Raw genomic sequence first — 24,142 nt, forward strand, 5'->3', positions numbered from 1 at the left:
ACTTATTGTAACGAAGCTAAACTAGCCTTAATCGTTTCGATTTTTGCCAACGTATCAGATTCTTTTTTACGTTCTAAAGTAATTACCTGCTCTGGTGCATTACTCACAAATCGTTCGTTAGACAATTTCTTTTGAATTCCTGTTAAGAAACCTTCTGCACGTTTTAACTCAGCATTTAGTTTTGTAATTTCTGCTTCAACATCAATCGTATCTAACGAAATAGGAACAAAATATTCATTTGACTTCACACGGAACGATGCAGCTCCTTCTACTTTATCTGAAACGTACGAAACTTCAGAAGCGTTAGTCAACTTTTGAATTACAGCATCAAAATCTTTAGTGTAGTTTTCATTATTTACTACTGATAATTCAATAGTGTCTTTAAACGAAATATTTTTATTTTTTCTAATCGTTCTAATTCCGGAAACCACATCAGTCATAAACTCAAAATTAGCGATCAACTCTTCATTAACATCACCAATTACAGGGTATTTAGCAATAATTAATGCATCCTCTGGTGTTCTTTCAGTAATATGTTGCCAGATTTCCTCTGTTAAGAAAGGCATAAATGGATGCAATACTTTTAAGTTATTCTCTAATATTTCTATTACAGCTTTGTATGTTTTAGCATCAATTGGTTGTTGATATCCTGGTTTTACAATTTCTAATAACCATGATGAGAAATCATCAGTTATTAATTTATAAATTGCCATTAACGCATCAGATAAACGATATTTACTAAAATGATCTTCTATTTCTAATAACACTTTATTAAATTTCGCTTCGTACCAAGCTAATCCAATTTTAGCTGTTTCTGGTTGCGCTAAGTTTTCATCAATCTCCCATCCCTTAATTAAACGGAAGGTATTCCAGATTTTATTTGCAAATCCTTTTCCTTGTTGACATAAATCTTCGTCAAATAATAAATCGTTTCCAGCAGCAGAACTCAATAATAACCCTACACGAACTCCGTCAGCACCAAAATCTTCGATTAATTTTAAAGCATCTGGTGAGTTTCCTAAGGATTTTGACATTTTTCTGCGTTGCTTGTCACGTACTAAACCTGTTAAATACACATTTTCAAACGGACGCTCTCCCTTATACTCATATCCAGCAATAATCATACGAGCTACCCAGAAGAATAAAATATCTGGACCTGTTACTAAATCGTTGGTAGGATAATAATACTTAATTTCTTCATTCTCAGGATTACGAATTCCATCAAAAACACTCATTGGCCATAACCAAGAAGAGAACCAAGTATCTAACGCATCTGGATCTTGTTTTAAGTTAGAAGCAGTTAATGATGTATTCCCTGTTTTTTCTTGAGCTAATTTTACTGCCTCTTCAATATTCTCTGCTACTACAAAATCTTCTTTACCATCTCCAAAATAGAAAGCAGGAATTTGTTGTCCCCACCATAACTGACGAGAAATATTCCAATCACGAATGTTTTCCATCCAGTGACGATATGTGTTTTCAAACTTTCTTGGGAATAGCTTCACCTCTCTATCTTCACCTAAAACAGCTTCGATAGCTGGTTTTACCAATTCTTCCATTTTTAAGAACCATTGATCTGATAATCTTGGTTCTATTACCGCTTTCGTTCTTTCTGAAGTTCCAACTTTATTGGTATGAACTTCTGTTTTTACTAAGAATCCTTTTTCTTCTAATTCTTTAGTAATTTCCTTACGAACTACAAAACGATCTTTTCCTTCGTAGTGTAATCCGAATGAGTTTAAACTAGCATCTTCATTAAAAATATCTATTACTTCTAAATTGTGCTTATCTCCTAAAACTTTATCGTTTTCATCATGAGCAGGGGTAACTTTTAAACAACCCGTACCAAATTCAACATCTACATACTCATCTTCTATAATTGGAATTTCACGATTACATAAAGGTACAATAGCTTTCTTTCCTTTTAAATGAGTAAAACGCTCATCATTTGGATTGATACAAATAGCAGTATCTCCTAAAATAGTTTCAGGACGTGTGGTTGCAATTGTCACTTTTTCATCAGAACCTACAATATCATACTGTAAATAGTATAAATTTCCTTGACGCTCTTCATAAATTACTTCTTCATCAGAAAGGGTAGTTTTTGCTTCAGGGTCCCAATTTACCATACGATATCCACGGTAAATTAGACCTTTATTATATAAGTCTACAAATACTTTAATTACTGATTCTGACAATGCAGGATCCATCGTAAATGCAGTACGCTCCCAATCACAAGAAGCTCCTAACTTTTTTAACTGATCAAGAATAATTCCTCCATATTCATGTTTCCATTCCCAAGCATGCGCTAAAAATTCTTCACGTGTTAAATCGTTTTTATCAATCCCTTGCTCTTTTAACTTCGCTACAACTTTTGCTTCAGTCGCAATCGAAGCATGATCAGTACCAGGAACCCAACACGCATTTTTTCCTTGTAAACGAGCTCTACGGATTAATACATCTTGAATGGTATTGTTTAACATATGCCCCATATGCAATACTCCTGTGACGTTTGGTGGAGGTATTACTATTGTGTATGGTTCTCTTTCATCTACTTCAGAATGAAAATAATTATGTTTCATCCAGTAATCGTACCATTTACCTTCTACTTCTTTAGAATTGTATTTTGATGGAATATTCATATATGTTAAAATATCTTGTTTTGCTTATTACTAATTAAAATTAGCTTTTGGCATTGTTTTTGAAAATTGATTAGCAAAAATACAACTATCTATGAGGTACAGAAAATTAGAAGTTGTTTTTTTAAGATCTTAAATAAATAATACTAAATTTGTATTGGTTTACACCTTAAAATTAATTTTAACATTATGAAAACAATTTTATCATTTGTCGCTGTTTTCTTTATTACGTTAACAGTAAGCGCTCAAGAATTTAAATTTGAAACTGAAACAATCGATTACGGAAAAATAGCTCTTGGATCTGAAGGAAAACGCGTATTTGAATTCACTAACGTAGGAGATGCTCCTTTAATTATAAAAGACATCGTATCTACCTGTGGATGTACAGTTCCATCTAAACCTGAAAAACCAATTATGCCAGGTGAAAAAGGAGAAATTGAAGTTTCTTATGATACTAAAAGACCTGGTGGTTTCTCTAAAGCCATTACTATTATTTCTAATGCTAAGAAAAGCAGAAAAATGGTTAAAATCAAAGGTTTTATCGTAAAAGATGCAACTCCAGCCAAAGAAAAAAGTACTGTAAGTGATAGCTAAAAACTACACTTGTTAAGATAAAAAAGCTCAACTTAATAAGTTGAGCTTTTTTATTTATATCCGTTGTTCTAATTTAAATTCAAATTTTAACTTCACTCCTGCTCTTTCAACTTCTATTCTTATTTTTTTACCTGGTTTGACATGAAACATTTCAATAATTTCATTCAGTTGATATTCATGCGCTGCTTTACCGTTAATCTTTTTTACAACATCGTCTACCTTTAGCCCTGCTTTAAAAGCAGGAGAATTTTCTACAATTTTATCTATTTTATATTTAGGTTTAAAACGATAAAAATAACTATCAATAAATGAAATAACATTTTTTTGTTGTGCATCGTTATTATAACTATCAACTGCTTTGGTCATTGATTTTTCTCTAACTAACTCTTGTCCTGCATGCACAACATGTATACCACTCATATTGTAGTAAAAACCTGCACTTAAAGAACTATTCTTTTTTAGCACAATCCTTTTGTTAGGATAATCGATCCAAACTTTAAAACGTTTTAAAATGGCTCCACCAATACTTCCATTTCGCTCTTTAAATTGTCTTGCGTTAAATGTTGAAGAAGAATCCAAAAAAGAAGCTGTTGGCTCCTTAATTTCAAATTTTCCTATTGTTATGTTTTGTATTCTACTTCTATTTCCATAAATCGTTCCGCTAAAACCTTCACCTATAATATCCTTAAAAAACTTTTTAGGTGTTTGTATTTGTTCTTTCGTTCCTTCAAACAACCAAATCGCATCACTTCCCCCAGTATCTATTAATAATTTTACAGGTATTATAGTACTCACATCAGAATCTAGTTGTATGTGAGTATCTATATAAGGTTTGTTCCTATAAAACTGTAAAGGAAAGCTTTCACAATTCCTACAGATAGATTTTTTATAAGTTCTTGGATTATAAAAGTCAATCCTTTTATTGTTGTAATTAATTTTTACAATGACATCTTTTAACAAATCGTACCCTATAATACCATGAATAGTTGTTCCCATTTTAGCAGAAATATCAAAAGCATCCTTTAATATAACGTATAATTCTTCATTTGTGCTCTTAATATTCTTTATTCTAAAACTATTATTTTTAGACTTCAATGCTTCAACAGGCTCACCTGTACCTAACCCTCGAATCAATACACGTTCTATATCATTTAAACCAACACTGTCTTTTGACGTGAGATTGAATAAAATTGTTTTACTCACCCCTGTATCCAAAATAAACGACAATTGATGTCCGTTAATTTCTAAAGGAATAACAATAAGATTGTTTATTAATTGAAAATTAACCGATTGTTTATCTGTATTGTTTCCAAAAAAATTAAAATTTTGCTGTGCAAAAACAGACACACTAAAAAATAGTGTTAACGTGTATAGTAGTAGTCTAGTCAAAAAAACTTGTTTTATGGTTCTGTACTTAAAGATACAATCTTCTACTCGTTTTTTTTTACTTTTTATGATTTTTTTAACCCCCTTTTTCCTTAAAAACTACCTTAGTTTATCAAATATATTTCGCAAATTTGCCACTCAAACAACTAATTAATATAAAAATGCCATCAATTTCTAGTAAAGGAAATGCAATGCCTCAATCACCAATACGTAAATTGGTTCCTTTTGCTGAGGCTGCTAAAAAGAACGGAACAAAAGTTTATCATTTAAACATTGGTCAACCAGACATAAAAACTCCACAAGTTGCTTTAGATGCTGTAAAAAATAATACTATCGAAGTATTATCATATGCTAGATCTGAAGGTTCAGAAGAATACAGAACTAAATTAGCAAATTACTATGCTAAAAACGACATTCATGTAACAGCAAACAACATTATTGCTACTACAGGAGGTTCAGAAGCTTTACTATTTACAATTGGTAGTATTACAGACCCGGGAGATGAGATCATTATCCCTGAGCCTTTTTATGCGAACTATAATGGTTTTTCTACTGCTTCAGGTGTGAAAGTAGTTCCTGTTATTTCTAAAATTGAAAATAATTTTGCCTTACCTGCAATTGAAGATTTTGAGAAGTTAATTACTCCTAAAACAAAGGCTATCTTAATTTGTAACCCTGGAAATCCAACTGGATACTTATACAGTAAAGAAGAAATTGAAAAGCTAAAACAAATTGTGTTAAAACACGATTTATTTTTAATTGCTGATGAAGTGTATCGTGAGTTTACTTACGATGGTGAAAAACATAACTCAGTTATGGCTTTTGAAGGATTAGAGCAAAATGCTATTATGATTGATTCTGTATCGAAACGTTATAGTATGTGTGGTGCAAGAATTGGTTGTATAGTTTCTAAAAACGAAGAGTTTATAAATACAGCTCTTAAGTTTGCACAAGCGCGTTTAAGCCCACCAACGTATGCTTTAATTGCCAGTGAAGCTGCTTTAGATACACCTCAAAGTTATTTTGATGAAGTTATTGAAGAGTATGAAGATCGTAGAAATACGTTAATCACTGAATTACAAAAAATAGACGGTGTAAAAGTTGCTAATCCTAAAGGTGCTTTTTACTGTGTTGTTGAATTGCCAGTTAAAGATACTGATGATTTTGCGCAATGGATTTTAGAAAAATTCAATGATAATAACGAAACAGTAATGGTAGCCCCTGCAAGTGGATTCTACTCTACCGAAGGTGAAGGGAAAAACCAAGTGCGTATTGCTTACGTTTTGAATAAAACTGATTTAAAACGTTCTGTTGAAATATTAAAAATCGCCTTAGAAAAATATAATAGTTAATTGAATATTCAAGAAAACATATCTTTAAAAGAATACAACACGTTTGGTATTGATGTAAATGCCAAACGTTTTGTTTCTATTACTTCAGTATACCAATTACAACAACTTATAAAAGAGGAAAAAGACATTTTTTTAATTTCTGGCGGTAGTAACATGTTACTTACCAAAGATATTGAAACCTTAGTTGTACATATTAATTTTAAAGGAATTTCAATAGATCAACAAAACCATAACGATGTCTACATAACTGTAAATGCTGGTGAGAATTGGCACGAGTTTGTATTATGGTGTGTTTCACTAAATTATGGCGGCTTAGAAAACTTATCGCTTATTCCTGGAAATGTAGGCACTTGCCCAATTCAAAATATTGGAGCTTACGGAGTTGAAGTAAAAGATACTATAACTAAAGTAGAAGCTATTGAAATAAAAACAGGAAAACTCGTTTCTTTTTCTGCTGAAGAATGCCAGTTTGGATATCGAAATTCCATTTTTAAAAATAAAGCTAAAGGAAAGTATATATTAACTTCTGTTAGTTTTAAATTAACTAAAAACAATCATAAGCTTAATACTTCTTACGGAGCAATAGAATCTGAATTATCTTCAAAAGGAATAACAAATCCAACCATTAAAGATATTTCTGATGCTGTTATTACTATTCGTCAATCTAAATTACCCGACCCAAAAGAAATTGGTAATAGCGGAAGTTTCTTTAAAAACCCAGTAATTTCTAAAGAACATTTTGAAAAACTTCAAAAAAATTATCCAAGCATTCCTAGTTATGTGATTTCAGATACCGAAATTAAAGTCCCTGCTGGTTGGCTAATTGAACAAAGCGGCTTTAAAGGAAAGCGTTTCGGTAACTTCGGAGTTCATGAAAAACAAGCCTTAGTTTTAGTAAATTATGGGGATGCCTCAGGGAAAGAAATTTATGAATTGGCACAAAAAATTCAACATACTATTAAAGGTACATTTGATATTAACCTTGAAATAGAAGTTAATATTATTCAATAAAAAAGAAGCGTAGTAGTTACGCTCCTTTATATTTCTACACCTATTTTTTCTATTCTTTTTCTAACAAAGCTTTATAAATTAAACCTCCTACAATTGCTCCTGCAATAGGCGCTACCCAAAACAACCATACCTGCGACAAATAACCTCCGCCAGCAAATAATGCTTGACTCATAGAACGTGCTGGATTAACAGATGTATTGGTTATAGGAATGCTAATTAAATGAATTAAAGTTAGCCCTAAACCAATTGCAATTGGTGCAAAACCTTTCGGAGCATTTTTATGAATACTTCCTAAAATAATTAGTAAGAAAAACATGGTTAACAAAAACTCTGCTATAAAAGCGGCTGTTAAATTATAACCACCAGGAGATAACTCTCCATAACCATTAGCTGCAAAGCCCCCAAGTGTTTCAAATCCGTCGTTATCTGTTACTATTAAATATAAAAAAGTAGCTGCTAATACAGCACCTACTAATTGTGATACAATGTATGGAACCACTTCTTTAGCTGTATGATTTCCACCAACCCAAAGCCCAATAGTAACTGCGGGGTTAAAATGACCTCCAGAAATATGTCCTACAGCATACGCCATTGTTAATACTGTTAAACCAAACGCTAAGGCTACTCCTGCAAAACCTATTCCTAGCTCAGGAAAACTAGCTGCAAAAATTGCACTACCACAACCTCCAAAAACTAACCAAAATGTTCCGAAAAGTTCTGCAAAATATTTTTTCATATCCATGTTTTTAAATTAATTGATTCTTAAATATGACCCTTATTTAAATAAAAGTCACATTGTTATAAATCTACTACATTTTAACTCCATAAAAAATGGGAAGTTTGTATCTTTGCAATACAAAACAATACATCATGAAATTAATTTTTGTTACCATAGGATTATTAGCGTTAGCATTTGCTGGAATTGCCATTAAAATTTGGGCAAAAAAAGACGGAGAGTTTGCTGGTACTTGTGCTAGTCAAAACCCAATGTTAAACGAAAGTGGTGAAGCTTGCGGATTTTGTGGTAAAACCCCAGATCAATTCGATACTTGTAGCGAACCTCAACACAACTAACGGTCTTACTCAACTAACCTTTTTATTTTTATGGTATTTACTATACTGTTCTACACTTTTGTTGTAGCTACGGCTATACAAGTAGTGTATTATTTGTTCTTCTGTTCTTTTGTCTTTGAGAAAAAAAAAGAAAAAAATGAAGATGTGAATATCCCTATTTCAGTAATTGTATATATAAAAAATAATGCTGATATTTTAACTGAATATATTCAACATTTGGTCAAACAGAAATACCATAATTTTGAAATTGTTCTTGTTAATAACGCTTCAATAGATAATACTATAGATATCTTAGAAGAACTACAAAAACAATACACTAACTTAAAAATTGTAGATGTAAAAAACACGGAGGCCTTTTGGGGAAATAAAAAATATGCACTTACTCTTGGGGTTAAAGCTGCTACACACGAACACTTATTATTTACCGAAATAGACAGCAAGATTTTAAATGAAAACTGGATTAGTGAAATGGCTTGTAACTTTTCACAAGAAAAATCAATAATTATTGGTTATCAAAAGTTAAAACGTAAAAAGAATTCGTTAAATAATGTATTTATACGATTTCACCATTTATTAAACAGTATTCAGATTTTTACTTATACTAAATTTGGAAGTCCGTATAGAGCTACAAATCATAATCTAGCCTATACAAAAAGTGAGTTTTTTAAAGTTAACGGATATATTAATCATGTAAATCTTTTTATTGGCGAAGCCGATTTATTCATAAAAGATGCTGCTACCAAAATTAACACTACCTACTCTACTGACATTAATAGCTTTGTTTCCTCTAGAAAAAAAACAACTTTCAAAGAATGGTTTTCTCTACAAAAAAAAGAAACTATTTTAATTTCATTATACAAAAAGAAGCATCAATTTTTACTACGCTTATTCAAAGTTTCAAAACTAGTATTCTACATTTTGGCTATTTATATAGCAGTAATTAACTGGGCAATTGCCTTGCCTTTCATTATAGGCTACTTTACTTTACTATATACAGTTTTAGGAAAAGCTGCTTCAAAATTTCAAGAAAAAAATGTAATTATATTACTACCTTTCTTAGATATTTGTTTAGTATTATTACAAATTAGTATATTTATATCAAACCAAATTTCGAAACCAAAACATTGGAAATAAATCAAGAGAAAGTTCTTCACAATATTCAGCAAGCAAAAAAAGGGAATCAAATAGCTTTTAATTATTTGTTAGACACTTTTTGGGGAAATGTATATGCTTTTCAATTAAAACAAACTCAGAATGATAATGATGCTGAAGATATTACTATTCAAACTTTTTCTAAAGCTTTTGATAGAATTGAAACTTTTGATGAAGATTATCAATTTAAAACTTGGTTGATTACCATTTCTAAAAATGTATATATCGATTTTCTTCGAAAGAAAAAGTCTTCCATTTATACTCAAACTACCGAAGAACAAGAAAAAGAAGTATATGCTGTTGTTGATGACGCACCTTCGCCAGAAGATAAAATTATTACAGAACAAAACTTAGCTAAGCTTCTAAAAGATATCAAAAAACTAAAACCAAAATATCAAGAAGTTATTAATCTTCGTTACTTTCAGGAATTGAGTTATAAGGAAATTTCTGAACAAATTAACGAGCCAATCAACAATGTTAAAGTTAAATTATTGCGCGCAAAAAAATTATTAGCTGAAATAATAAAGAAATCATAAATTGCAAGAACATAAAAATCAAAAACTTATGATTTTACAGTTTCATGCAAACGCAAAAAACGTATACAAAAAAGAATTATATAAAGAGCTTCGGTTAAAAAGAGGAAGAAAAGAACACGTAAACGCTATTTTAAAAAAACTAAAAAACAGCGATTATCTAATCTTTTAAACTTTCTCTTCTCTCATGAAAAAATCCCTCTTAAATTTATTAGGTCCTGGAATTTTATTTGCTGGTGCTGCTATTGGTGTTTCACACTTAGTACAGTCTACCAGAGCTGGTGCCGATTTTGGTTTTGGTTTACTTTGGGCGCTTCTATTAGTACATATTTTTAAATATCCTTTCTTTCAATTCGGACCACGCTATGCGGCTGCAACAGGAGAAACGCTGTTAGATGGCTACAAAAAATTAGGCAAAGGCGTTTTAATAAGTTACTATATTTTAAATTTTGCTACCATGTTTACCATTCAAGCTGCTGTAACAATTGTTACTGCTAGTTTGGCTGCTAACCTCTTTGGTTTTTCACACGATTTAGTTGCATGGTCTTTAGCTATTATGCTAGTTAGCATTCTTTTTTTAGGTCTTGGTAAGTATACTCTTTTAGACAACTTAATGAAGTACATTATAGCTATTTTAACTGTAAGTACTATTATTGCTGTTGCTATTGCCTTATTTAAAACTGAAAAAGGATTCAGCTTTCAACAAATAATTCCTAGTGGAACAGCACAAGTTACTTTTTTAATTGCCTTTTTAGGATGGATGCCTGCTCCGTTAGACATTTCTATCTGGCATTCATTATGGTCGGTTGAAAAAGATAAAGTTACTTTTGAAAAGATTAAACCTAAACAAGCTATTTTTGATTTTAATGTAGGATACATTGGAGCCTTATTTTTAGGAGTATGTTTTGTAATGTTAGGGGCTTTAGTTATGTATCAATCAGGAGAGTCTTTTTCTAGCAAAGGAGCTACTTTTGCCTCACAACTTATAAATTTATATACTGAAAACCTTGGTGAATTCTCCGGAATATTTATAGGTGCTGCAGCATTTACAACTATGTTTAGCACAACGATTACCACCTTAGATGCTTCACCAAGAGCAATGGAAAAATCGTCTTCTTTACTCTTTTCTAAAAAGATAAAATTAAACTACTGGTTTTGGATTATACTTTTAACAATTGGTACGTATATAATTCTTCGTTACTTTTTAAGTGATATGGTTTTTCTTGTAAGAATTGCTACTATTTTATCGTTTTTAACAGCACCTTTTTACGCTATTTTAAACTATATTTTAATAACAGGAAACCATACACCTAAAAAACACAGACCAGAAATAGGCTTGCGTGTTTTAAGCTTAGTTGGCATCGTTTTTCTGATTGGTTTTAGTATTTGGTTTTTACTTAGTTTATAAATCTTTTCTTTGTAAATTTGCAATTCAATTTTTTATGGAATGGCAAACGAATCTACAGTAGCACCAGAAAGAACAAAAAAACCAAAATGGTTACGTGTAAAATTACCTGTTGGTAAAAAATATACCGAACTAAGAGGACTAGTTGATAAGTATAAACTGAATACAATTTGTACTAGTGGAAGCTGCCCTAACATGGGTGAATGCTGGGGAGAAGGTACTGCTACCTTTATGATTTTAGGAAATATCTGTACACGTTCTTGCGGGTTTTGTGGTGTAAAAACAGGTAGACCAGAAACTGTTGAATGGGACGAACCAGAAAAAGTTGCGCGCTCTATCAAATTAATGAATATTAAACACGCAGTTATTACTTCTGTTGACCGTGATGATTTAAAAGACGGTGGTTCTATTATTTGGGCTGAAACTGTACAAGCAATTCGTAGAGCAAATCCGAATACTACTTTAGAAACCTTAATTCCTGATTTTCAAGGAAATGAAAGATTAATAGACCGTATTATTGAAGTAGCTCCTGAAGTAGTTTCTCACAATATGGAAACGGTACGTCGTTTAACACGTGAAGTTCGTATTCAAGCAAAATACGATCGTAGTTTGGGAGTTTTAAAATACTTAAAAGATAATGGTATGCGTACTAAATCTGGAATTATGCTTGGTTTAGGAGAAACAGAAGAAGAAGTAATACAAACCATGAAAGATTTACGTAGTGTTGGATTAGATATTATAACTATCGGCCAATATTTACAACCTAGTAAAAAACATTTACCTGTTAAGGAATTCATAACACCAGAACAGTTTAAAAAATACGAAACTTTAGGATTAGAAATGGGCTTTATGTACGTAGAAAGCGGGGCTTTAGTACGTTCTTCATACAAAGCACACAAACATGCTAGCTAATTTCAGCTTTAAAAAATCCTTAACTTTTTAACGTTTCAACGTTAAAAAAATGTCAAATATTTAAAAAACACACTAACGTGTGTTTTTTCTTTTTAATTTTGGCACAGATATTGGAAACAGTATTTATGTAAACAAGTAACATTGTTTTCATTGTGTAAATTATTTGAATTAGTTGATTAACAAAAAAGCCCACTCTATTGAGTGGGCTTTTTGATTTTATAATGTTTTACAACTTATATTGCTCTGATAATGTCGTATTTAGTAACGATATGATACTTCCCATTTTCTAAATCAACCAATACAGCTTGACTATCTTTGTCTATTAATTTAGACACTTCTTCTATTGAAGCCGATTTTTTAACTATAGGGTATGCTTTACCCATTACATCTTTAATAGGCTTATCGGCTATATTTTTGTCTTCTAAATAACTGTGTAATAAAGCTGATTCATCTACAGAACCTACAAATCCATTTGCATCTCTTACTGGAATTTGTGATATTTTAAATGCACGCATTCTTTCAATAGCATGAGATACTAATTCTTCTGTTTGAACAGTTACTAACGGTTTATCTATATGATCTTTAATTAAATCTTCCGCAGTAGTAATTTCTTCTTCTAAAAAGCCTCTATCACGCATCCAATCGTCATTAAACATTTTTCCTACATAACGACTTCCATGATCGTGGAATAACACTACTACTACATCATCTGGTTTAAACTCATCTTTTAATTGTAACAATCCTTTAATTGCTGATCCAGCAGAATTACCTACAAAAATACCTTCTTCCTTAGCTATTCTACGGGTGTAAATAGCAGCATCTTTATCGGTTACCTTTGTAAATCCATCAATTAAAGAAAAATCAACATTCTTAGGTAAAATATCTTCACCAATACCTTCAGTGATATATGGGTAGATCTCATTCTCATCAAAAATACCTGTTTCGTGGTATTTTTTAAATACAGATCCGTACGTATCTATTCCCCAAATTTTAATATTCGGATTCTTTTCTTTTAAAAACTTAGCTGTACCTGAAACAGTTCCTCCTGTTCCTACTCCAACTACAAAATGTGTTATTTTACCATCTGTTTGTTCCCAAATTTCTGGTCCAGTTTGCTCGTAATGTGCTTGTGCATTTGACGGATTGTCATATTGATTTACATACCAAGAGTTTGGTGTTTCTTCACCTAAACGTTTAGAAACAGAATAATATGAACGAGGATCACTTGGTTCTACATTCGTAGGACAAACAACTACCTCTGCTCCTACTGCACGCAGAATATCCATTTTCTCTTTGGATTGCTTATCTGAAATTACAAAAATACACTTGTACCCTTTTACAATAGCTGCTAATGCTAATCCCATTCCTGTATTTCCTGAAGTACCTTCAATAATAGTACCTCCTGGCTTTAAACGACCATCTGCTTCAGCATCTTCAATCATTTTAAGTGCCATACGGTCTTTTACAGAGTTTCCTGGATTAAACGTTTCTACTTTAGCTAATACTAAAGCATCTACTTCTTTTGTTACTGAGTTTAACTGAACTAAAGGTGTGTTACCAATAGTTTCTAATATATTTTTTGCGTACTTCATATCTAATTAATGTTATGCAAAACTAAGCAAATCGAATGGATTTTGAAGGGCGGATTTTTGTGATGATGTATGAAGGAACAATCAGCATTAAAAAACATAATACTAACGTACCAATATTTAACAACAAAATAGCTAATAAATTAATATCTACAGGCATTGTTGATACATAATAAGTTTCAGGATCTAGACTTATTAGCTTCGTATATTTCTGAATTAAAAGAATGCTAAGCCCAATAAGGTTACCCCAGAACAATCCTTTTAAAATTAAGTAAGAAGCATTGTATAAAAATATTTTTCGGATACTCCAATTTACACTTCCTAAAGCCTTAAGTATGCCAACCATTTGTACACGCTCTAAAATAAGCACTAACAAAGCTGTTACCATGTTTATTCCTGCAACTAATACCATGATTCCGATAATAAACCACACGTTATTATCTAGTAGTTTTAACCACTCAAAAATAGCAGGATAATTACTTACAATTGTAATACTATTTAGGGTTGCACCAATGCTTGTATACACTTCATCACCTTTTTGTTTTAACTCATCGTTATCATCTATCAGTACTTCAAAACCCCCTACTTGATTTTCTTCCCAACGATTAATCTGTTGTACTTCTCTTAAATCACCCAACACCATGATTTTATCAAACTGCTCAAACCCTGTATTGTAAATTCCTACAACTACAGGTTTTCTCATTTTAAATTTCAAACTACTATTTTCTGCACCAAACCATGTTTGAATTGTATCGTTAACTTTAAAATGTAATCGGTTTGCTATGGATTCTGAAATTAGAATTTCTCTATTTCTATCTTGCGAAAAATCTGGTAAACGACCTTCTACCAAACATTCGTTAAAAAATGTAAAATCATAATCAGCTGAAACTCCTTTTAGAATAATTCCTTCAAAATCGGTTGGAGTTCTAATTATCCCTCCCACATTGGCAAACGGTTGCACTTTTTTTATGCCGTCAATATTTTTAAATTCAGGATAAAACTCTTGGTTAATATCAATAGGAACTGTGGAAACATCTGAATTATTATTATCATAATTTACAATTTGAATATGCCCTTTAAAACCTGTCATTTTATCACGTACCTTATTCTGAAACCCTGAGGTAATAGATACCGCTACCAACATAATAGCTACACCAAGAGCAATGGCTATAGTAGCAATGGTTATGATAGGTGATGAAATACTGCTTTTATACTGTTTACGGGCAATGATTCGTTTTGCTATGAATAGTTCGAAGTTCAAATGTTTTCTTTTTTACAAAACCAAAAGTAATTAATTCTTATGTAAAGAAAGAGAAGAATACCTAGGTTTTAATTCTTTAACTTTTATTATTCTTAAAAAATAGAATTCTGTACCTTTATGTTTTAATTTTTTATAGATGAAGCTTTCTTTTAATTCCATTTTTTTACTTTTTTTAGTATTCAGTTTTCAATTTTCTTCTTGTGCACAACAGCAAAAAAAATCTACTACTAAAGAAGCTATAAAACAAGAAGAACCAAAAACAATTAAAACGGGTGCTGATAGAACTAACCTATACCTTCCTCTTTTAAAAAATAAAAATATAGCCATTGTTGCAAATCAAACTTCCGTTTTACAAGTATTACAACGAGCTGAAGTTTCACCCAATGTTATGGGATCTAAACATGTTACACACCATTTAGTAGATTATTTACATAATTACGAGGGAATTAACGTACAAAAAGTTTTTGCTCCTGAACATGGCTTTAGAGGAAAAGCGGATGCTGGTGAAGCGATTGCTGATGGAAAGGACATAAAAACGGGGATTCCAATTATTTCTTTATACGGAAAAAATAAAAAACCTTCTCCTGAGCAACTCAAAGGAATTGATGTTGTAGTTTTTGACATTCAAGATGTGGGCGCGCGTTTTTACACCTATATTTCTACGTTACATTATGTGATGGAAGCTTGTGCTGAGGCAAATATTCCTGTGATTTTATTAGATAGACCCAATCCTAACGGGCATTATATTGACGGACCTGTTTTAGAACCCGAACATACAAGTTTTGTAGGGATGCATCCTGTACCTGTTGTATATGGAATGACGATTGGGGAATACGGACAAATGATTAACGGTGAACAATGGTTAGCAAATGGTATTCAATGTGATTTAACTGTTATTCAGTTAGAAAATTACACACATCAGTCAACATATAGTTTACCGATAAAACCATCGCCTAATTTACCGAACGACATTTCAATAAACCTATACCCTAGTTTGTGCTTTTTTGAAGGAACTAATGTATCTGCTGGAAGAGGCACCAACAAACAGTTTCAAGTGTATGGTTCACCTTTTTTAGAAAAATCAGACTTTAGCTTTACACCACAGTCCAACGAAGGAGCAAAGCATCCTAAACATAAAGAAAGGATGTGTTTTGGAGAAGATTTAAGCACTTCAAAACGTTTAGCTAACTTAGACCTTAGTTGGTTACTAAAAGCGTATCAACAGTCTCCTAAAAAAGATTTTTTTAATGATTTTTTCACCAAATTAGCAGGAACTAAAAAATTGCAACAACAAATTGAAGAAGGACTTTCGGAAGAAGAAATTAAAGCTAGTTGGCAACAAGATTTAGATAATTTTAAAAAAGTACGTGAGCAGTATTTGTTGTATGAGTAATTGTTTTTTTAAATTAATTTATCAATAAACATTTTTAAATACTTTTGATGGAGTTATAAGTTTTAGAAACTATGGTAATTAAACTTCTAAAAACAAGCTTAATTTTAATATTTATTTCTTTTGTTATTTTTATATTCTGGAATAATAAAAATAAAGAAAGAATCTTCTTTAATAATCAAATCGAAGGAGTAATCGAATACAAAATTCGATCTACAGGTGGTTTTGTATTTAAACTTAAAAATGTTAATGGTTTAATTAATTTAAGAATTAATCAAGACGCTTTAAAATATTTTGAAAAAGGAGATTCTATTAGTAAACCTTCAAAATCAAAAAATATATTTCTATTTAAAAAAGACACAAATAAAGCCTATGAAACTTATTTTTATTTAGAAGATTTAGAATATCTGTGGCAATAATTCTGTAAATTATTACGCCTATTCACTTCTCTATTCTTTCATCTAAATTATGAGAATAAATTTTTCTCCTTATTTAAAATCATTTATCCTCACACATCGATTGCCTATAGTTAATTCCCCAGTTTGCTAAATTATCAATTAAAGGAGCTAGTGTTTTACTGTATTCAGTAATGGTATATTCAACCGTAATTGGTTTCGTATTTTTAACCGTTCTGTTAACCAAACGATTCATTTCTAAATCTTGCAATTCTTTCGATAGCATTTTCGATCCAATTCCGTTAATTTCTCGCAATAAATCCATAAACCCTAGTTTATTGCCTTCTATCAGCGTTCCTAAAATATGGAACTTCCATTTTCCTGATAAGATACTCATTGCATCACTTATAGCTTGCATTCTAACTTGACAAACAGTTGTATTGTTTATTACTGATTTTTTCACTGATGTAAACTCTATAATTTATTCTTTAAACACTAAGGCAGTTTCCTAGAGGAAAGTACTTTCCTTTAGGAAACTCATGCCAAATATACTAGTTATCTATCATAGTTTTGCTTTATAAATCAATTGTAAAACAAATAAGAACATGGTTAAAAATATTAATGTACTAATAGTATTTATTGCCTTGTTGAATCTTGCAGCTTGCAAAGGACAGTCAAAAACAAACAACATGAATGAACAAACATCGAACTCAAATCCGCTTTTATGCGATCCGCTAACAGGAATGTGCGAAGTAGCAAATGATAGTACCGAAAACGCTACTATAAAAAAAGAGCAACCAAAAGAAAAGAAAATAAAGGTAGTTTACTTTACCGATCCTATTTGTTCTTCTTGTTGGGGGATTGAACCTCAACTACGAAAATTAAAGTTAGAATACGGAGATAATATTGAAATTGATTATAGAATGGGTGGTTTATTACCTGATTGGAGCTATAACAGCGGTGGAATAAGCAAACCTTCAGACGTTGCTCACCATTGGGACGAAGTTAGCGTTTATTACGATATGCCTATAGATGGGGATGTGTGGTTAGAAGACCCTTTAGATTCATCTTACCCTCCTTCAATAGCATTTAAAGCTGCTCAGTTGCAAGACCAAGATAAAGCGCTATTGTTTTTAAGAGAAATGCGAGAAATGGTATTCTTAAAAAAGAAAAATATTGCTAAATGGGAGCACATGGCAACCGCAGCAAAAAATGTAGGACTTGATGTTGATTCATTAAAAACTGATTATGAAGGAAAAGCTAAACTATTATTTGAAGAAGATTTAAAATTAGCGAGAGCTTATAGAGTAAGAGGTTTTCCTACAATGTATTTTGAAGATAATTCTGGCAACCAAGAAATCGTATACGGTTCTAAAGCGTATGCTTTCTACGAAATGGCTATTTTAAAAATTCAACCTACAATTTCTAAAAGTGAATATGCTAAGGACTGGAAAACTTTATTCGCTAAATACAATTCACTTACTGTTAGAGAGTATTCAGAATTATCTGGAATTCCTAGAATACAAAGTGAACAATTATTAAATGACCTCGTGAAAAAGGAGTATTTAGAAAAAATTGCTACTAAAAATGGAGCTATGTGGACGATTAAAAAATCTAACATATAACTCTAAGTATAGGCAATAGCATTTCCCCCTATCTCCCATCAGATGACATTTATTCTAAAACAACGTCATTAATTCCGCTATTGCTTATGCTAAAAAACAAAAACGAAACTTTTTAGTTTTATTACACAAGGTTTTTTATAAGAAACCTTGTTCTTTCATCCAATTGTTAGAATAGATTTTATTCATATAACGAGAACCGTGATCTGGTAAAATCACCACTACTACACTATTTTCATCAAAAAATCCGTTGTCTGCGTATTGTTGTGTAGCTTGTAAGGCTGCTCCAGAAGTGTATCCTGCGAAAATCCCTTCCGTTTTCACTAATTCTCTTGCTTTTAACGCTGCTTCTTTATCTGATACTTTTTCGTACACATCTACCACATCAAAATCGGTAGAAGTAGGTATTAAGTTCTTTCCTAATCCTTCAATTTTATAAGGACTAATTTCATTTGCATCAAACTCACCAGTTTCATGATACTTCTTAATAACAGACCCCATAGCATCTACTCCTAAAATTTGAATATCAGGATTCTGTTCTTTTAGGTATCGCGCAGTTCCAGAAATTGTACCTCCTGTTCCACTTGCTGCGACTACATGTGTTACTTTTCCTTCAGTCTGTTCCCAAATTTCTGGCCCTGTACTCTTGTAATGTGCTTCAATATTTAATTCATTAAAATACTGATTGATATAAATAGACCCTGGATTTTCTCTATGCAATCGTTTTGCTACTTCGTAATAAGAACGAGGATCGTCTGGAGTAACATTTGCAGGACAAACATGTACTTCTGCTCCCATTGACTTTAACATGTCAATTTTATCTTGAGAAGACTTATCACTTACTGCTAAAATACAGCGATACCCTTTTACAATACTAATCATTGCTAATGAAAACCCTGTATTTCCTGAAGTTGTTTCTACAATAATATCTCCTTCTTTTACAATTCCTTTTTCTTCAGCAGTTTCTATAATATGCAGTGCAATCCTATCTTTAGCAGAGTGCCCTGGGTTAAAGGCTTCAACTTTTGCATAATATGTACCCGGTAAATCTTGGGTAATTCGATGCAGTTGAATCATGGGGGTTTGACCTACTAAATCTATTATTGAATTGGTTATACCTTGATGTCTTTTCATTATGTTTTATAAATAAGAAAAAGTGTCATTACGAAAATTAGACACGAAAAATCTGTTGAGATTGTTCGTTGCTTTCGCAATGACACTTACACTCAATCGAGCGCAAAAATATAATTATTTTTTTAACTTACCTTCTAACATTAAAAAGAACGTGTATTCTTCTGCAGTTTCTTTTAAAGCATCAAACCTTCCTGATGCTCCTCCATGACCTGCTTCCATGTTTGTATGTAAGAATAATAAATTATTATCTGTTTTTAACTCACGTAGTTTAGCCACCCATTTTGCTGGTTCCCAATATTGTACTTGACTATCATGTAGTCCTGTAGTTACCAACATATTTGGATATGCTTTAGCTTCAACTTGGTCATAAGGAGAATACGACTTGATATAATCGTAATATTCTTTATTATTAGGATTACCCCACTCATCATACTCACCTGTTGTTAATGGAATACTATCGTCTAACATCGTAGAAATTACATCTACAAATGGTACCGCAGCAATTATTCCATTATATAACTCTGGATTCATATTAATTACAGCTCCCATTAATAAACCTCCAGCAGAACCTCCCATAGCATATAAATGCTCTGGAGATGTATAACCATTATCTATTAAATATTTAGAACAGTCAATAAAATCAGTAAATGTGTTTTTCTTATTCAACATTTTACCATCTTCATACCACTCACGTCCTAAATACTGGCTTCCTCTAATATGCGCTAATGCATATACAAATCCGCGATCTAATAAACTTAAACGTGTTGTTGAAAATCCGTCATTAATTGTATATCCGTAAGAACCATATGCATATTGTAAAATTGGTGTGTTTTTATCAAGCTTAGTATCTTTATGATGTACAATTGACAACGCTACTTTTTTACCATCACGAGCAGGTACCCAAATACGTTTGCTTACATAATTGTTTTTATCAAACTTTCCTCCTAAAACTTCTTGTTCTTTTTTAATTTCTTTTGATTTGTCTTTCATGTTGAAATCAATCACAGAACTTGGAGTTGTCATTGAGTTATACGAATAACGAATTACCTCTGTATCAAACTCAGGATTTCCGTATACACCTGCTGAATATGTTTCTTCATCGAAAGGCAAGTAATAATCTTCTGCTCCATCCCAGCGCTTGATACGGATTTTATTTAATCCTTCATTTCTTTCCTCTAAAACTAAATAGTCTTTAAAAATTGAGAAATCTTCAAATAACGTATCATCTCTATGAGGAATTACATCTACCCAGTTTTCTTTTCCAGGCTTATCTACAGGAGTTTTCATCAACTTAAAGTTAGTCGCTCCGTCTTTATTCGTTTTGATATAAAAATGATCTCCGTAGTGTGCTACATCGTACTCTAAATCACGCTCACGAGGTTGAATAATGCGTAACTCTCCATCAGGATTGTTAGCATCTAATACATGGTACTCTGTAGAAACTGTACTATACGAACCTATTATGATATAATCCTTAGATTTTGATTTGGTAACAAAAGCTCCGAACGTATCGTCTTTTTCTTCATACACTAATTCATCTAAAGACGCATCAGAACCCAACGTATGTTTGTATATTTTTGAAGAACGTAACGTTACAGGATCTTTTTTAGCATAAAACAATGTTTTATTATCATTTGCCCATACAGAACCTCCTGTAGTATTTTCAATAACATCCTTATAAATATCACCTGTTTCAAGATTTTTTATTCTGATAAAATACTGACGACGACTTACTGTATCAGTAGCAAATGCAACTAATTTATTATCTGTCGATACCGTTAATCCTCCTAACTGAAAATAATCATATCCTTTAGCTTCATCATTCACATTAAACATGATTTCTTCTTCAGCCTCTAAAGTTTCTTTTTTACGGCTATGAATTGGGTACTGTTGCCCTTTTTCATAACGCGTAATATAAAAGTACCCATCTTGTTTATACGGAACAGACTCATCATCTTCTTTTATACGTCCCTTCATTTCTTGAAATAACTCTTCTTGAAACTCTTTCGTTTCTTTCGTCATTTCATCATAATAGGTATTCTCTGCATTTAGGTAATCATATACTTTTTGGGTTTGCTCATCTTTAACCTCAGCATTTTTTTGCTCATCGGTTAAACGCATCCAAAAATAATCATCGGTACGTACATCTCCATGTTTCTCTAACTTTGTCGGCTGTTTTTCAGCAACTGGAGCTTTGATATCTTTCTTCATTTCTTGCTTTTTACAAGACGCAAAAATAAGACTAAATGCCAAAGCTGGTAGCATTAATTTTTTCATTTTTAAAGTTGGTTTATATTTCTTGTGAAAATACTATTTTTGTTGTTAAGTAAATCATAAAATAGAAGGATTATGTTCGGAGATATTTCTGGAATGATGGGTAAATTAAAAGAAGCCCAACAAAAAGTAGAAGAAACAAAAAAGCGTTTAGATACCGTTTTAATTGACGAAAGCGTTGCTGATGGAAATGTAAAAGTTACCGTAACGGCAAATAGAGAAATAAAGGCTATTACTGTTGACGAATCTTTATTAGAAGATAAAGAAGAGCTAGAAGATTACTTAATTTTAGCTTTAAACAAAGCGTTAAAGCGTGCTGGTGAAATTAACGAACAAGAATTAGCAGTTGCTGCAAAGAGTGGGATGCCTAACATTCCTGGAATGGATATGTTTAAATAATAAGCCATGTTTTTACAATTAGAAGATTATATGCTACCCTGCTTAAACAAACAATTCTTTGGAATGGATTGTTTAGGTTGCGGTATACAACGTGCGTTAAGCTTAGTTTTTCATGGGGAATTTATAGCGGCTTTTAAAATGTACCCTGCTATATATACCTTACTAGCGTTAGCTTTTGTGGTTGCTATTAACTTCTTTTATAAAGTAAAATACGCCCAAAAAATAATCAGTATATTGGCTATCGTTAACATAGCCATTATTGTGATTAGCTATGTAATAAAAATGAATCAAATAATTTAAACTTTAGAAAAACTATGGAAAAACAAAAACTACCAAATTCAACTACTGCATTAGTTTTAGGTATATGCTCTATTGTAACTTGCTGTTGTTATGGAGTTATTGGGCTACCTTTAGGAATTATTGCTTTAGTTTTAGGTAACAAAGCTATTAAATTGAATAACGAAAACCCTGATATGTACGAGGGAGTAAAAAATGCTAATACAGGGAAAATACTTGGTATTGTTGGTATTATATTAAACGTTATTTTTATAGCTTACATTGTTTGGATTATTTCAATGATAGGAATGGATGCATTAGGAAATCCAGAATTATTACAAGAAAGATTACAAGAACTACAATAATTCTACATCAATAAAAAAATAAAAAAGCGACCAAATGGTCGCTTTTTTTATATCATTCCTTTTGCTTTAAACTCTAGGTATTTATTAATTACATTTACGGATAAATGTTGCGGCTTGGTTAAAATAGCATGCACAGCATTTTTCTCTAGTTCTTTTATCATCAAACGTTTTTCGTAAGCATATTTCTCTGCAATTGTTTTGTGATAAACACTTTGCAAGTCTTCTGCATTTTCTTTAATTAACGTATCCAACTCTGTGTTTTCAAAGAAAACAGTTACCAATAAATGCTTTTTAGCAATAGCCTTTAAATAAGGTAATTGACGTTTTAAAGCTGAAATATGTTCAAAATTAGTATATAAAATCAACAAACTACGTTGATTTATTTTTCGTTTAATATTTGCATACAACAAAGCAAAATTCGCGTCCGAAAAGTCGGTAGTTATATTATACAACTCTTCGTTTATGACCGATAAATTTGTTTTCTTACTACTCGCTGCTACTATTTTCTCTACATTTTTAGAGAATGTAAGCATCCCTGCTTTATCATTTTTTAATAAAGCTATGTTTGAAAAAGCTAACGTTGAATTAATTGCATAGTCTAGTAACTTTAATCCTTCAAAAGGCATTTTCATTACGCGTCCTAAGTCTATTATAGAGTAAATAGGCTGCGATTTTTCATCTTGGTATTGATTCACCATTAACTCCGCTCTTTTAGCAGTAGCCTTCCAGTTTATGGTACGAATATCATCTCCTGGAATATAGTTTTTTATCTGCTCAAACTCCATTGTATGCCCTATTCGTCGAATTTTCTTCATACCAAACTCCGTTAAGTTATTGTTCATAGCCAAAAACTCATACTTCTTCATTTGTATATACGACGGATATACTTTCACACTTTCTTCCGCAGAAAACAAATAACGTTTAGAAAACATTTGTAAAAAAGAAGACACGAATACATTTACTTTTCCAAATTTGTACTCTCCTCTTTCAACAGGCCTTACATTGTATGTATAAGTAGACTTCTCTCCAGGTTTCAAAGACATTCCATGTTCAAAATCTCTTTTTTGAAATTGTGCTGGCAATTCATCAATCAACGAAATAAAAACTTGAAACGGATAATTATTTTCAAGTGTAATTGCTATTTCATTATCATCAGAGTTTGACAGCTTTTCTGATGCAATTCTTTTCGCTGAAAATCCATTTTTAAATCGATATAAAATAAGTACATCAACACACATCGCTATCACAAATAACCATACTAACATCCATGTTGCTGAATACAACGCAGGAAGCCAAAACGACAATAAAAACAATGCCGAAATTACGCTTATATAGATAAAAAAGCGATTGTGTACGTATAACGATTTAAAGAATTGAAT

23 protein-coding genes are annotated in these 24,142 nt (G+C 31.6%); 14 read left to right on the forward strand and 9 right to left on the reverse strand.

What is annotated here, in order from left to right; translation table 11 throughout:
• Window positions 1–2: 2 nt before the first annotated feature.
• Window positions 3–2,642, reverse strand: a complete 2,640-nt coding sequence (locus N534_RS0110935) for a valine--tRNA ligase (RefSeq protein ID WP_028892526.1) — start codon at window positions 2,640–2,642, stop codon at window positions 3–5.
• Between the two features lie 186 nt (window positions 2,643–2,828).
• On the opposite strand from N534_RS0110935, the gene N534_RS0110940 reads away from it, so the two are divergent.
• Complete coding sequence (locus tag N534_RS0110940) at window positions 2,829–3,233, forward strand: DUF1573 domain-containing protein (RefSeq protein WP_028892527.1); 405 nt, start codon at window positions 2,829–2,831, stop codon at window positions 3,231–3,233.
• A 54-nt stretch (window positions 3,234–3,287) separates the two neighbouring features.
• Here the strand turns inward: N534_RS0110940 and N534_RS0110945 are convergent, their stop codons facing one another.
• Window positions 3,288–4,622, reverse strand: coding sequence for an aspartyl protease family protein (locus N534_RS0110945; protein WP_028892528.1), 1,335 nt, complete (start codon window positions 4,620–4,622; stop codon window positions 3,288–3,290).
• A gap of 158 nt (window positions 4,623–4,780) precedes the next feature.
• On the opposite strand from N534_RS0110945, the gene N534_RS0110950 reads away from it, so the two are divergent.
• Together N534_RS0110950 and murB are read left to right on the forward strand one after the other, a co-directional pair.
• Entirely contained in the window at window positions 4,781–5,971 is a 1,191-nt protein-coding gene (locus tag N534_RS0110950) for a pyridoxal phosphate-dependent aminotransferase (RefSeq protein ID WP_028892529.1), read from the forward strand.
• Window positions 5,972–6,982: a UDP-N-acetylmuramate dehydrogenase gene (gene murB / locus N534_RS0110955; RefSeq protein WP_028892530.1), complete on the forward strand. Its 1,011-nt coding sequence runs from the start codon at window positions 5,972–5,974 to the stop codon at window positions 6,980–6,982. It begins immediately after the preceding gene.
• A 49-nt stretch (window positions 6,983–7,031) separates the two neighbouring features.
• Here murB and aqpZ read toward each other — a convergent pair whose 3' ends face one another.
• Window positions 7,032–7,718: an aquaporin Z gene (gene aqpZ / locus N534_RS0110960; protein ID WP_028892531.1), complete on the reverse strand. Its 687-nt coding sequence runs from the start codon at window positions 7,716–7,718 to the stop codon at window positions 7,032–7,034.
• A gap of 134 nt (window positions 7,719–7,852) precedes the next feature.
• On the opposite strand from aqpZ, the gene N534_RS0110965 reads away from it, so the two are divergent.
• The 5 genes from N534_RS0110965 (at window position 7,853) to lipA (ending at window position 12,058) form a co-directional block, all read left to right on the forward strand.
• Window positions 7,853–8,056: a hypothetical protein gene (locus tag N534_RS0110965; protein ID WP_028892532.1), complete on the forward strand. Its 204-nt coding sequence runs from the start codon at window positions 7,853–7,855 to the stop codon at window positions 8,054–8,056.
• Window positions 8,057–8,086: 30 nt separating this feature from the next.
• The gene (locus N534_RS0110970) at window positions 8,087–9,190 is read left to right on the forward strand and encodes a glycosyltransferase (protein ID WP_028892533.1); all 1,104 of its coding nucleotides are present in this window, start codon (window positions 8,087–8,089) and stop codon (window positions 9,188–9,190) included.
• Window positions 9,181–9,744 carry an RNA polymerase sigma factor gene (locus N534_RS0110975; RefSeq protein ID WP_028892534.1) on the forward strand — a complete coding sequence of 188 codons (564 nt, stop codon included), beginning with the start codon at window positions 9,181–9,183 and terminating at the stop codon, window positions 9,742–9,744. Before N534_RS0110970 ends, N534_RS0110975 begins: the two co-directional genes overlap by 10 nt.
• Before the next feature lie 184 nt (window positions 9,745–9,928).
• The gene (locus N534_RS0110985; protein ID WP_028892535.1) at window positions 9,929–11,149 is read left to right on the forward strand and encodes an Nramp family divalent metal transporter; all 1,221 of its coding nucleotides are present in this window, start codon (window positions 9,929–9,931) and stop codon (window positions 11,147–11,149) included.
• Window positions 11,150–11,188: 39 nt separating this feature from the next.
• The gene (gene lipA, locus N534_RS0110990) at window positions 11,189–12,058 is read left to right on the forward strand and encodes a lipoyl synthase (protein ID WP_028892536.1); all 870 of its coding nucleotides are present in this window, start codon (window positions 11,189–11,191) and stop codon (window positions 12,056–12,058) included.
• A 233-nt stretch (window positions 12,059–12,291) separates the two neighbouring features.
• Here lipA and N534_RS0110995 read toward each other — a convergent pair whose 3' ends face one another.
• The gene (locus N534_RS0110995) at window positions 12,292–13,650 is read right to left on the reverse strand and encodes a pyridoxal-phosphate dependent enzyme (RefSeq protein WP_028892537.1); all 1,359 of its coding nucleotides are present in this window, start codon (window positions 13,648–13,650) and stop codon (window positions 12,292–12,294) included.
• 22 nt (window positions 13,651–13,672) lie between these two features.
• A complete protein-coding gene (locus N534_RS0111000) occupies window positions 13,673–14,908 on the reverse strand; it encodes an ABC transporter permease (RefSeq protein WP_028892538.1) in 1,236 nt (411 codons plus the stop codon).
• A gap of 136 nt (window positions 14,909–15,044) precedes the next feature.
• Between N534_RS0111000 and N534_RS0111005 the strand changes: the two genes are divergently transcribed.
• Both N534_RS0111005 and N534_RS0111010 read left to right on the forward strand, forming a co-directional pair.
• Window positions 15,045–16,301 (forward strand): exo-beta-N-acetylmuramidase NamZ domain-containing protein, encoded by a 1,257-nt coding sequence (locus N534_RS0111005; RefSeq protein WP_038005984.1) that lies wholly within the window; start codon window positions 15,045–15,047, stop codon window positions 16,299–16,301.
• A gap of 71 nt (window positions 16,302–16,372) precedes the next feature.
• Entirely contained in the window at window positions 16,373–16,717 is a 345-nt protein-coding gene (locus N534_RS0111010; protein WP_028892540.1) for a hypothetical protein, read from the forward strand.
• Window positions 16,718–16,796: 79 nt separating this feature from the next.
• On the opposite strand, the gene N534_RS0111015 is transcribed toward N534_RS0111010, so the two are convergent.
• Window positions 16,797–17,156: a helix-turn-helix domain-containing protein gene (locus N534_RS0111015; RefSeq protein ID WP_038005985.1), complete on the reverse strand. Its 360-nt coding sequence runs from the start codon at window positions 17,154–17,156 to the stop codon at window positions 16,797–16,799.
• A 226-nt stretch (window positions 17,157–17,382) separates the two neighbouring features.
• Here N534_RS0111015 and N534_RS0111020 point away from each other — a divergent pair, with 226 nt between their 5' ends.
• The gene (locus N534_RS0111020; RefSeq protein WP_028892542.1) at window positions 17,383–18,318 is read left to right on the forward strand and encodes a DsbA family protein; all 936 of its coding nucleotides are present in this window, start codon (window positions 17,383–17,385) and stop codon (window positions 18,316–18,318) included.
• Between the two features lie 135 nt (window positions 18,319–18,453).
• Here the strand turns inward: N534_RS0111020 and N534_RS0111025 are convergent, their stop codons facing one another.
• Both N534_RS0111025 and N534_RS0111030 read right to left on the reverse strand, forming a co-directional pair.
• Window positions 18,454–19,449, reverse strand: coding sequence for a PLP-dependent cysteine synthase family protein (locus N534_RS0111025; RefSeq protein WP_028892543.1), 996 nt, complete (start codon window positions 19,447–19,449; stop codon window positions 18,454–18,456).
• Between the two features lie 114 nt (window positions 19,450–19,563).
• Complete coding sequence (locus N534_RS0111030) at window positions 19,564–21,660, reverse strand: oligopeptidase B (protein WP_028892544.1); 2,097 nt, start codon at window positions 21,658–21,660, stop codon at window positions 19,564–19,566.
• Window positions 21,661–21,798: 138 nt separating this feature from the next.
• Between N534_RS0111030 and N534_RS0111035 the strand changes: the two genes are divergently transcribed.
• The 3 genes from N534_RS0111035 to N534_RS0111045 are packed head-to-tail and all read left to right on the forward strand — an operon-like array spanning window position 21,799 to window position 22,763.
• The gene (locus N534_RS0111035) at window positions 21,799–22,122 is read left to right on the forward strand and encodes a YbaB/EbfC family nucleoid-associated protein (RefSeq protein WP_028892545.1); all 324 of its coding nucleotides are present in this window, start codon (window positions 21,799–21,801) and stop codon (window positions 22,120–22,122) included.
• 6 nt (window positions 22,123–22,128) lie between these two features.
• A complete protein-coding gene (locus N534_RS0111040; protein WP_028892546.1) occupies window positions 22,129–22,422 on the forward strand; it encodes a DUF2752 domain-containing protein in 294 nt (97 codons plus the stop codon).
• A gap of 14 nt (window positions 22,423–22,436) precedes the next feature.
• The gene (locus N534_RS0111045) at window positions 22,437–22,763 is read left to right on the forward strand and encodes a CCC motif membrane protein (RefSeq protein ID WP_028892547.1); all 327 of its coding nucleotides are present in this window, start codon (window positions 22,437–22,439) and stop codon (window positions 22,761–22,763) included.
• Window positions 22,764–22,810: 47 nt separating this feature from the next.
• On the opposite strand, the gene N534_RS0111050 is transcribed toward N534_RS0111045, so the two are convergent.
• Entirely contained in the window at window positions 22,811–24,142 is a 1,332-nt protein-coding gene (locus N534_RS0111050) for a DUF58 domain-containing protein (RefSeq protein ID WP_028892548.1), read from the reverse strand.

The sequence above is a fragment of the Tenacibaculum sp. 47A_GOM-205m genome (genome assembly GCF_000518405.1).
Taxonomy (GTDB): domain Bacteria; phylum Bacteroidota; class Bacteroidia; order Flavobacteriales; family Flavobacteriaceae; genus Polaribacter; species Polaribacter lutimaris.

Bases quoted from the DNA above. Each gene is read 5' to 3' on its own strand.
- N534_RS0110935 (WP_028892526.1), bottom strand. From the start codon at position 2,642: ATGAATATTCCATCAAAATACAATTCTAAAGAAGTAGAAGGTAAATGG.
- N534_RS0110940 (WP_028892527.1), top strand. From the start codon at position 2,829: ATGAAAACAATTTTATCATTTGTCGCTGTTTTCTTTATTACGTTAACA.
- N534_RS0110950 (WP_028892529.1), top strand. From the start codon at position 4,781: ATGCCATCAATTTCTAGTAAAGGAAATGCAATGCCTCAATCACCAATA.
- aqpZ (WP_028892531.1), bottom strand. From the start codon at position 7,718: ATGAAAAAATATTTTGCAGAACTTTTCGGAACATTTTGGTTAGTTTTT.
- N534_RS0110965 (WP_028892532.1), top strand. From the start codon at position 7,853: ATGAAATTAATTTTTGTTACCATAGGATTATTAGCGTTAGCATTTGCT.
- N534_RS0110970 (WP_028892533.1), top strand. From the start codon at position 8,087: ATGGTATTTACTATACTGTTCTACACTTTTGTTGTAGCTACGGCTATA.
- N534_RS0110985 (WP_028892535.1), top strand. From the start codon at position 9,929: ATGAAAAAATCCCTCTTAAATTTATTAGGTCCTGGAATTTTATTTGCT.
- lipA (WP_028892536.1), top strand. From the start codon at position 11,189: ATGGCAAACGAATCTACAGTAGCACCAGAAAGAACAAAAAAACCAAAA.
- N534_RS0110995 (WP_028892537.1), bottom strand. From the start codon at position 13,650: ATGAAGTACGCAAAAAATATATTAGAAACTATTGGTAACACACCTTTA.
- N534_RS0111005 (WP_038005984.1), top strand. From the start codon at position 15,045: ATGAAGCTTTCTTTTAATTCCATTTTTTTACTTTTTTTAGTATTCAGT.
- N534_RS0111010 (WP_028892540.1), top strand. From the start codon at position 16,373: ATGGTAATTAAACTTCTAAAAACAAGCTTAATTTTAATATTTATTTCT.
- N534_RS0111020 (WP_028892542.1), top strand. From the start codon at position 17,383: ATGAATGAACAAACATCGAACTCAAATCCGCTTTTATGCGATCCGCTA.
- N534_RS0111025 (WP_028892543.1), bottom strand. From the start codon at position 19,449: ATGAAAAGACATCAAGGTATAACCAATTCAATAATAGATTTAGTAGGT.
- N534_RS0111030 (WP_028892544.1), bottom strand. From the start codon at position 21,660: ATGAAGAAAGATATCAAAGCTCCAGTTGCTGAAAAACAGCCGACAAAG.
- N534_RS0111035 (WP_028892545.1), top strand. From the start codon at position 21,799: ATGTTCGGAGATATTTCTGGAATGATGGGTAAATTAAAAGAAGCCCAA.
- N534_RS0111040 (WP_028892546.1), top strand. From the start codon at position 22,129: ATGTTTTTACAATTAGAAGATTATATGCTACCCTGCTTAAACAAACAA.
- N534_RS0111045 (WP_028892547.1), top strand. From the start codon at position 22,437: ATGGAAAAACAAAAACTACCAAATTCAACTACTGCATTAGTTTTAGGT.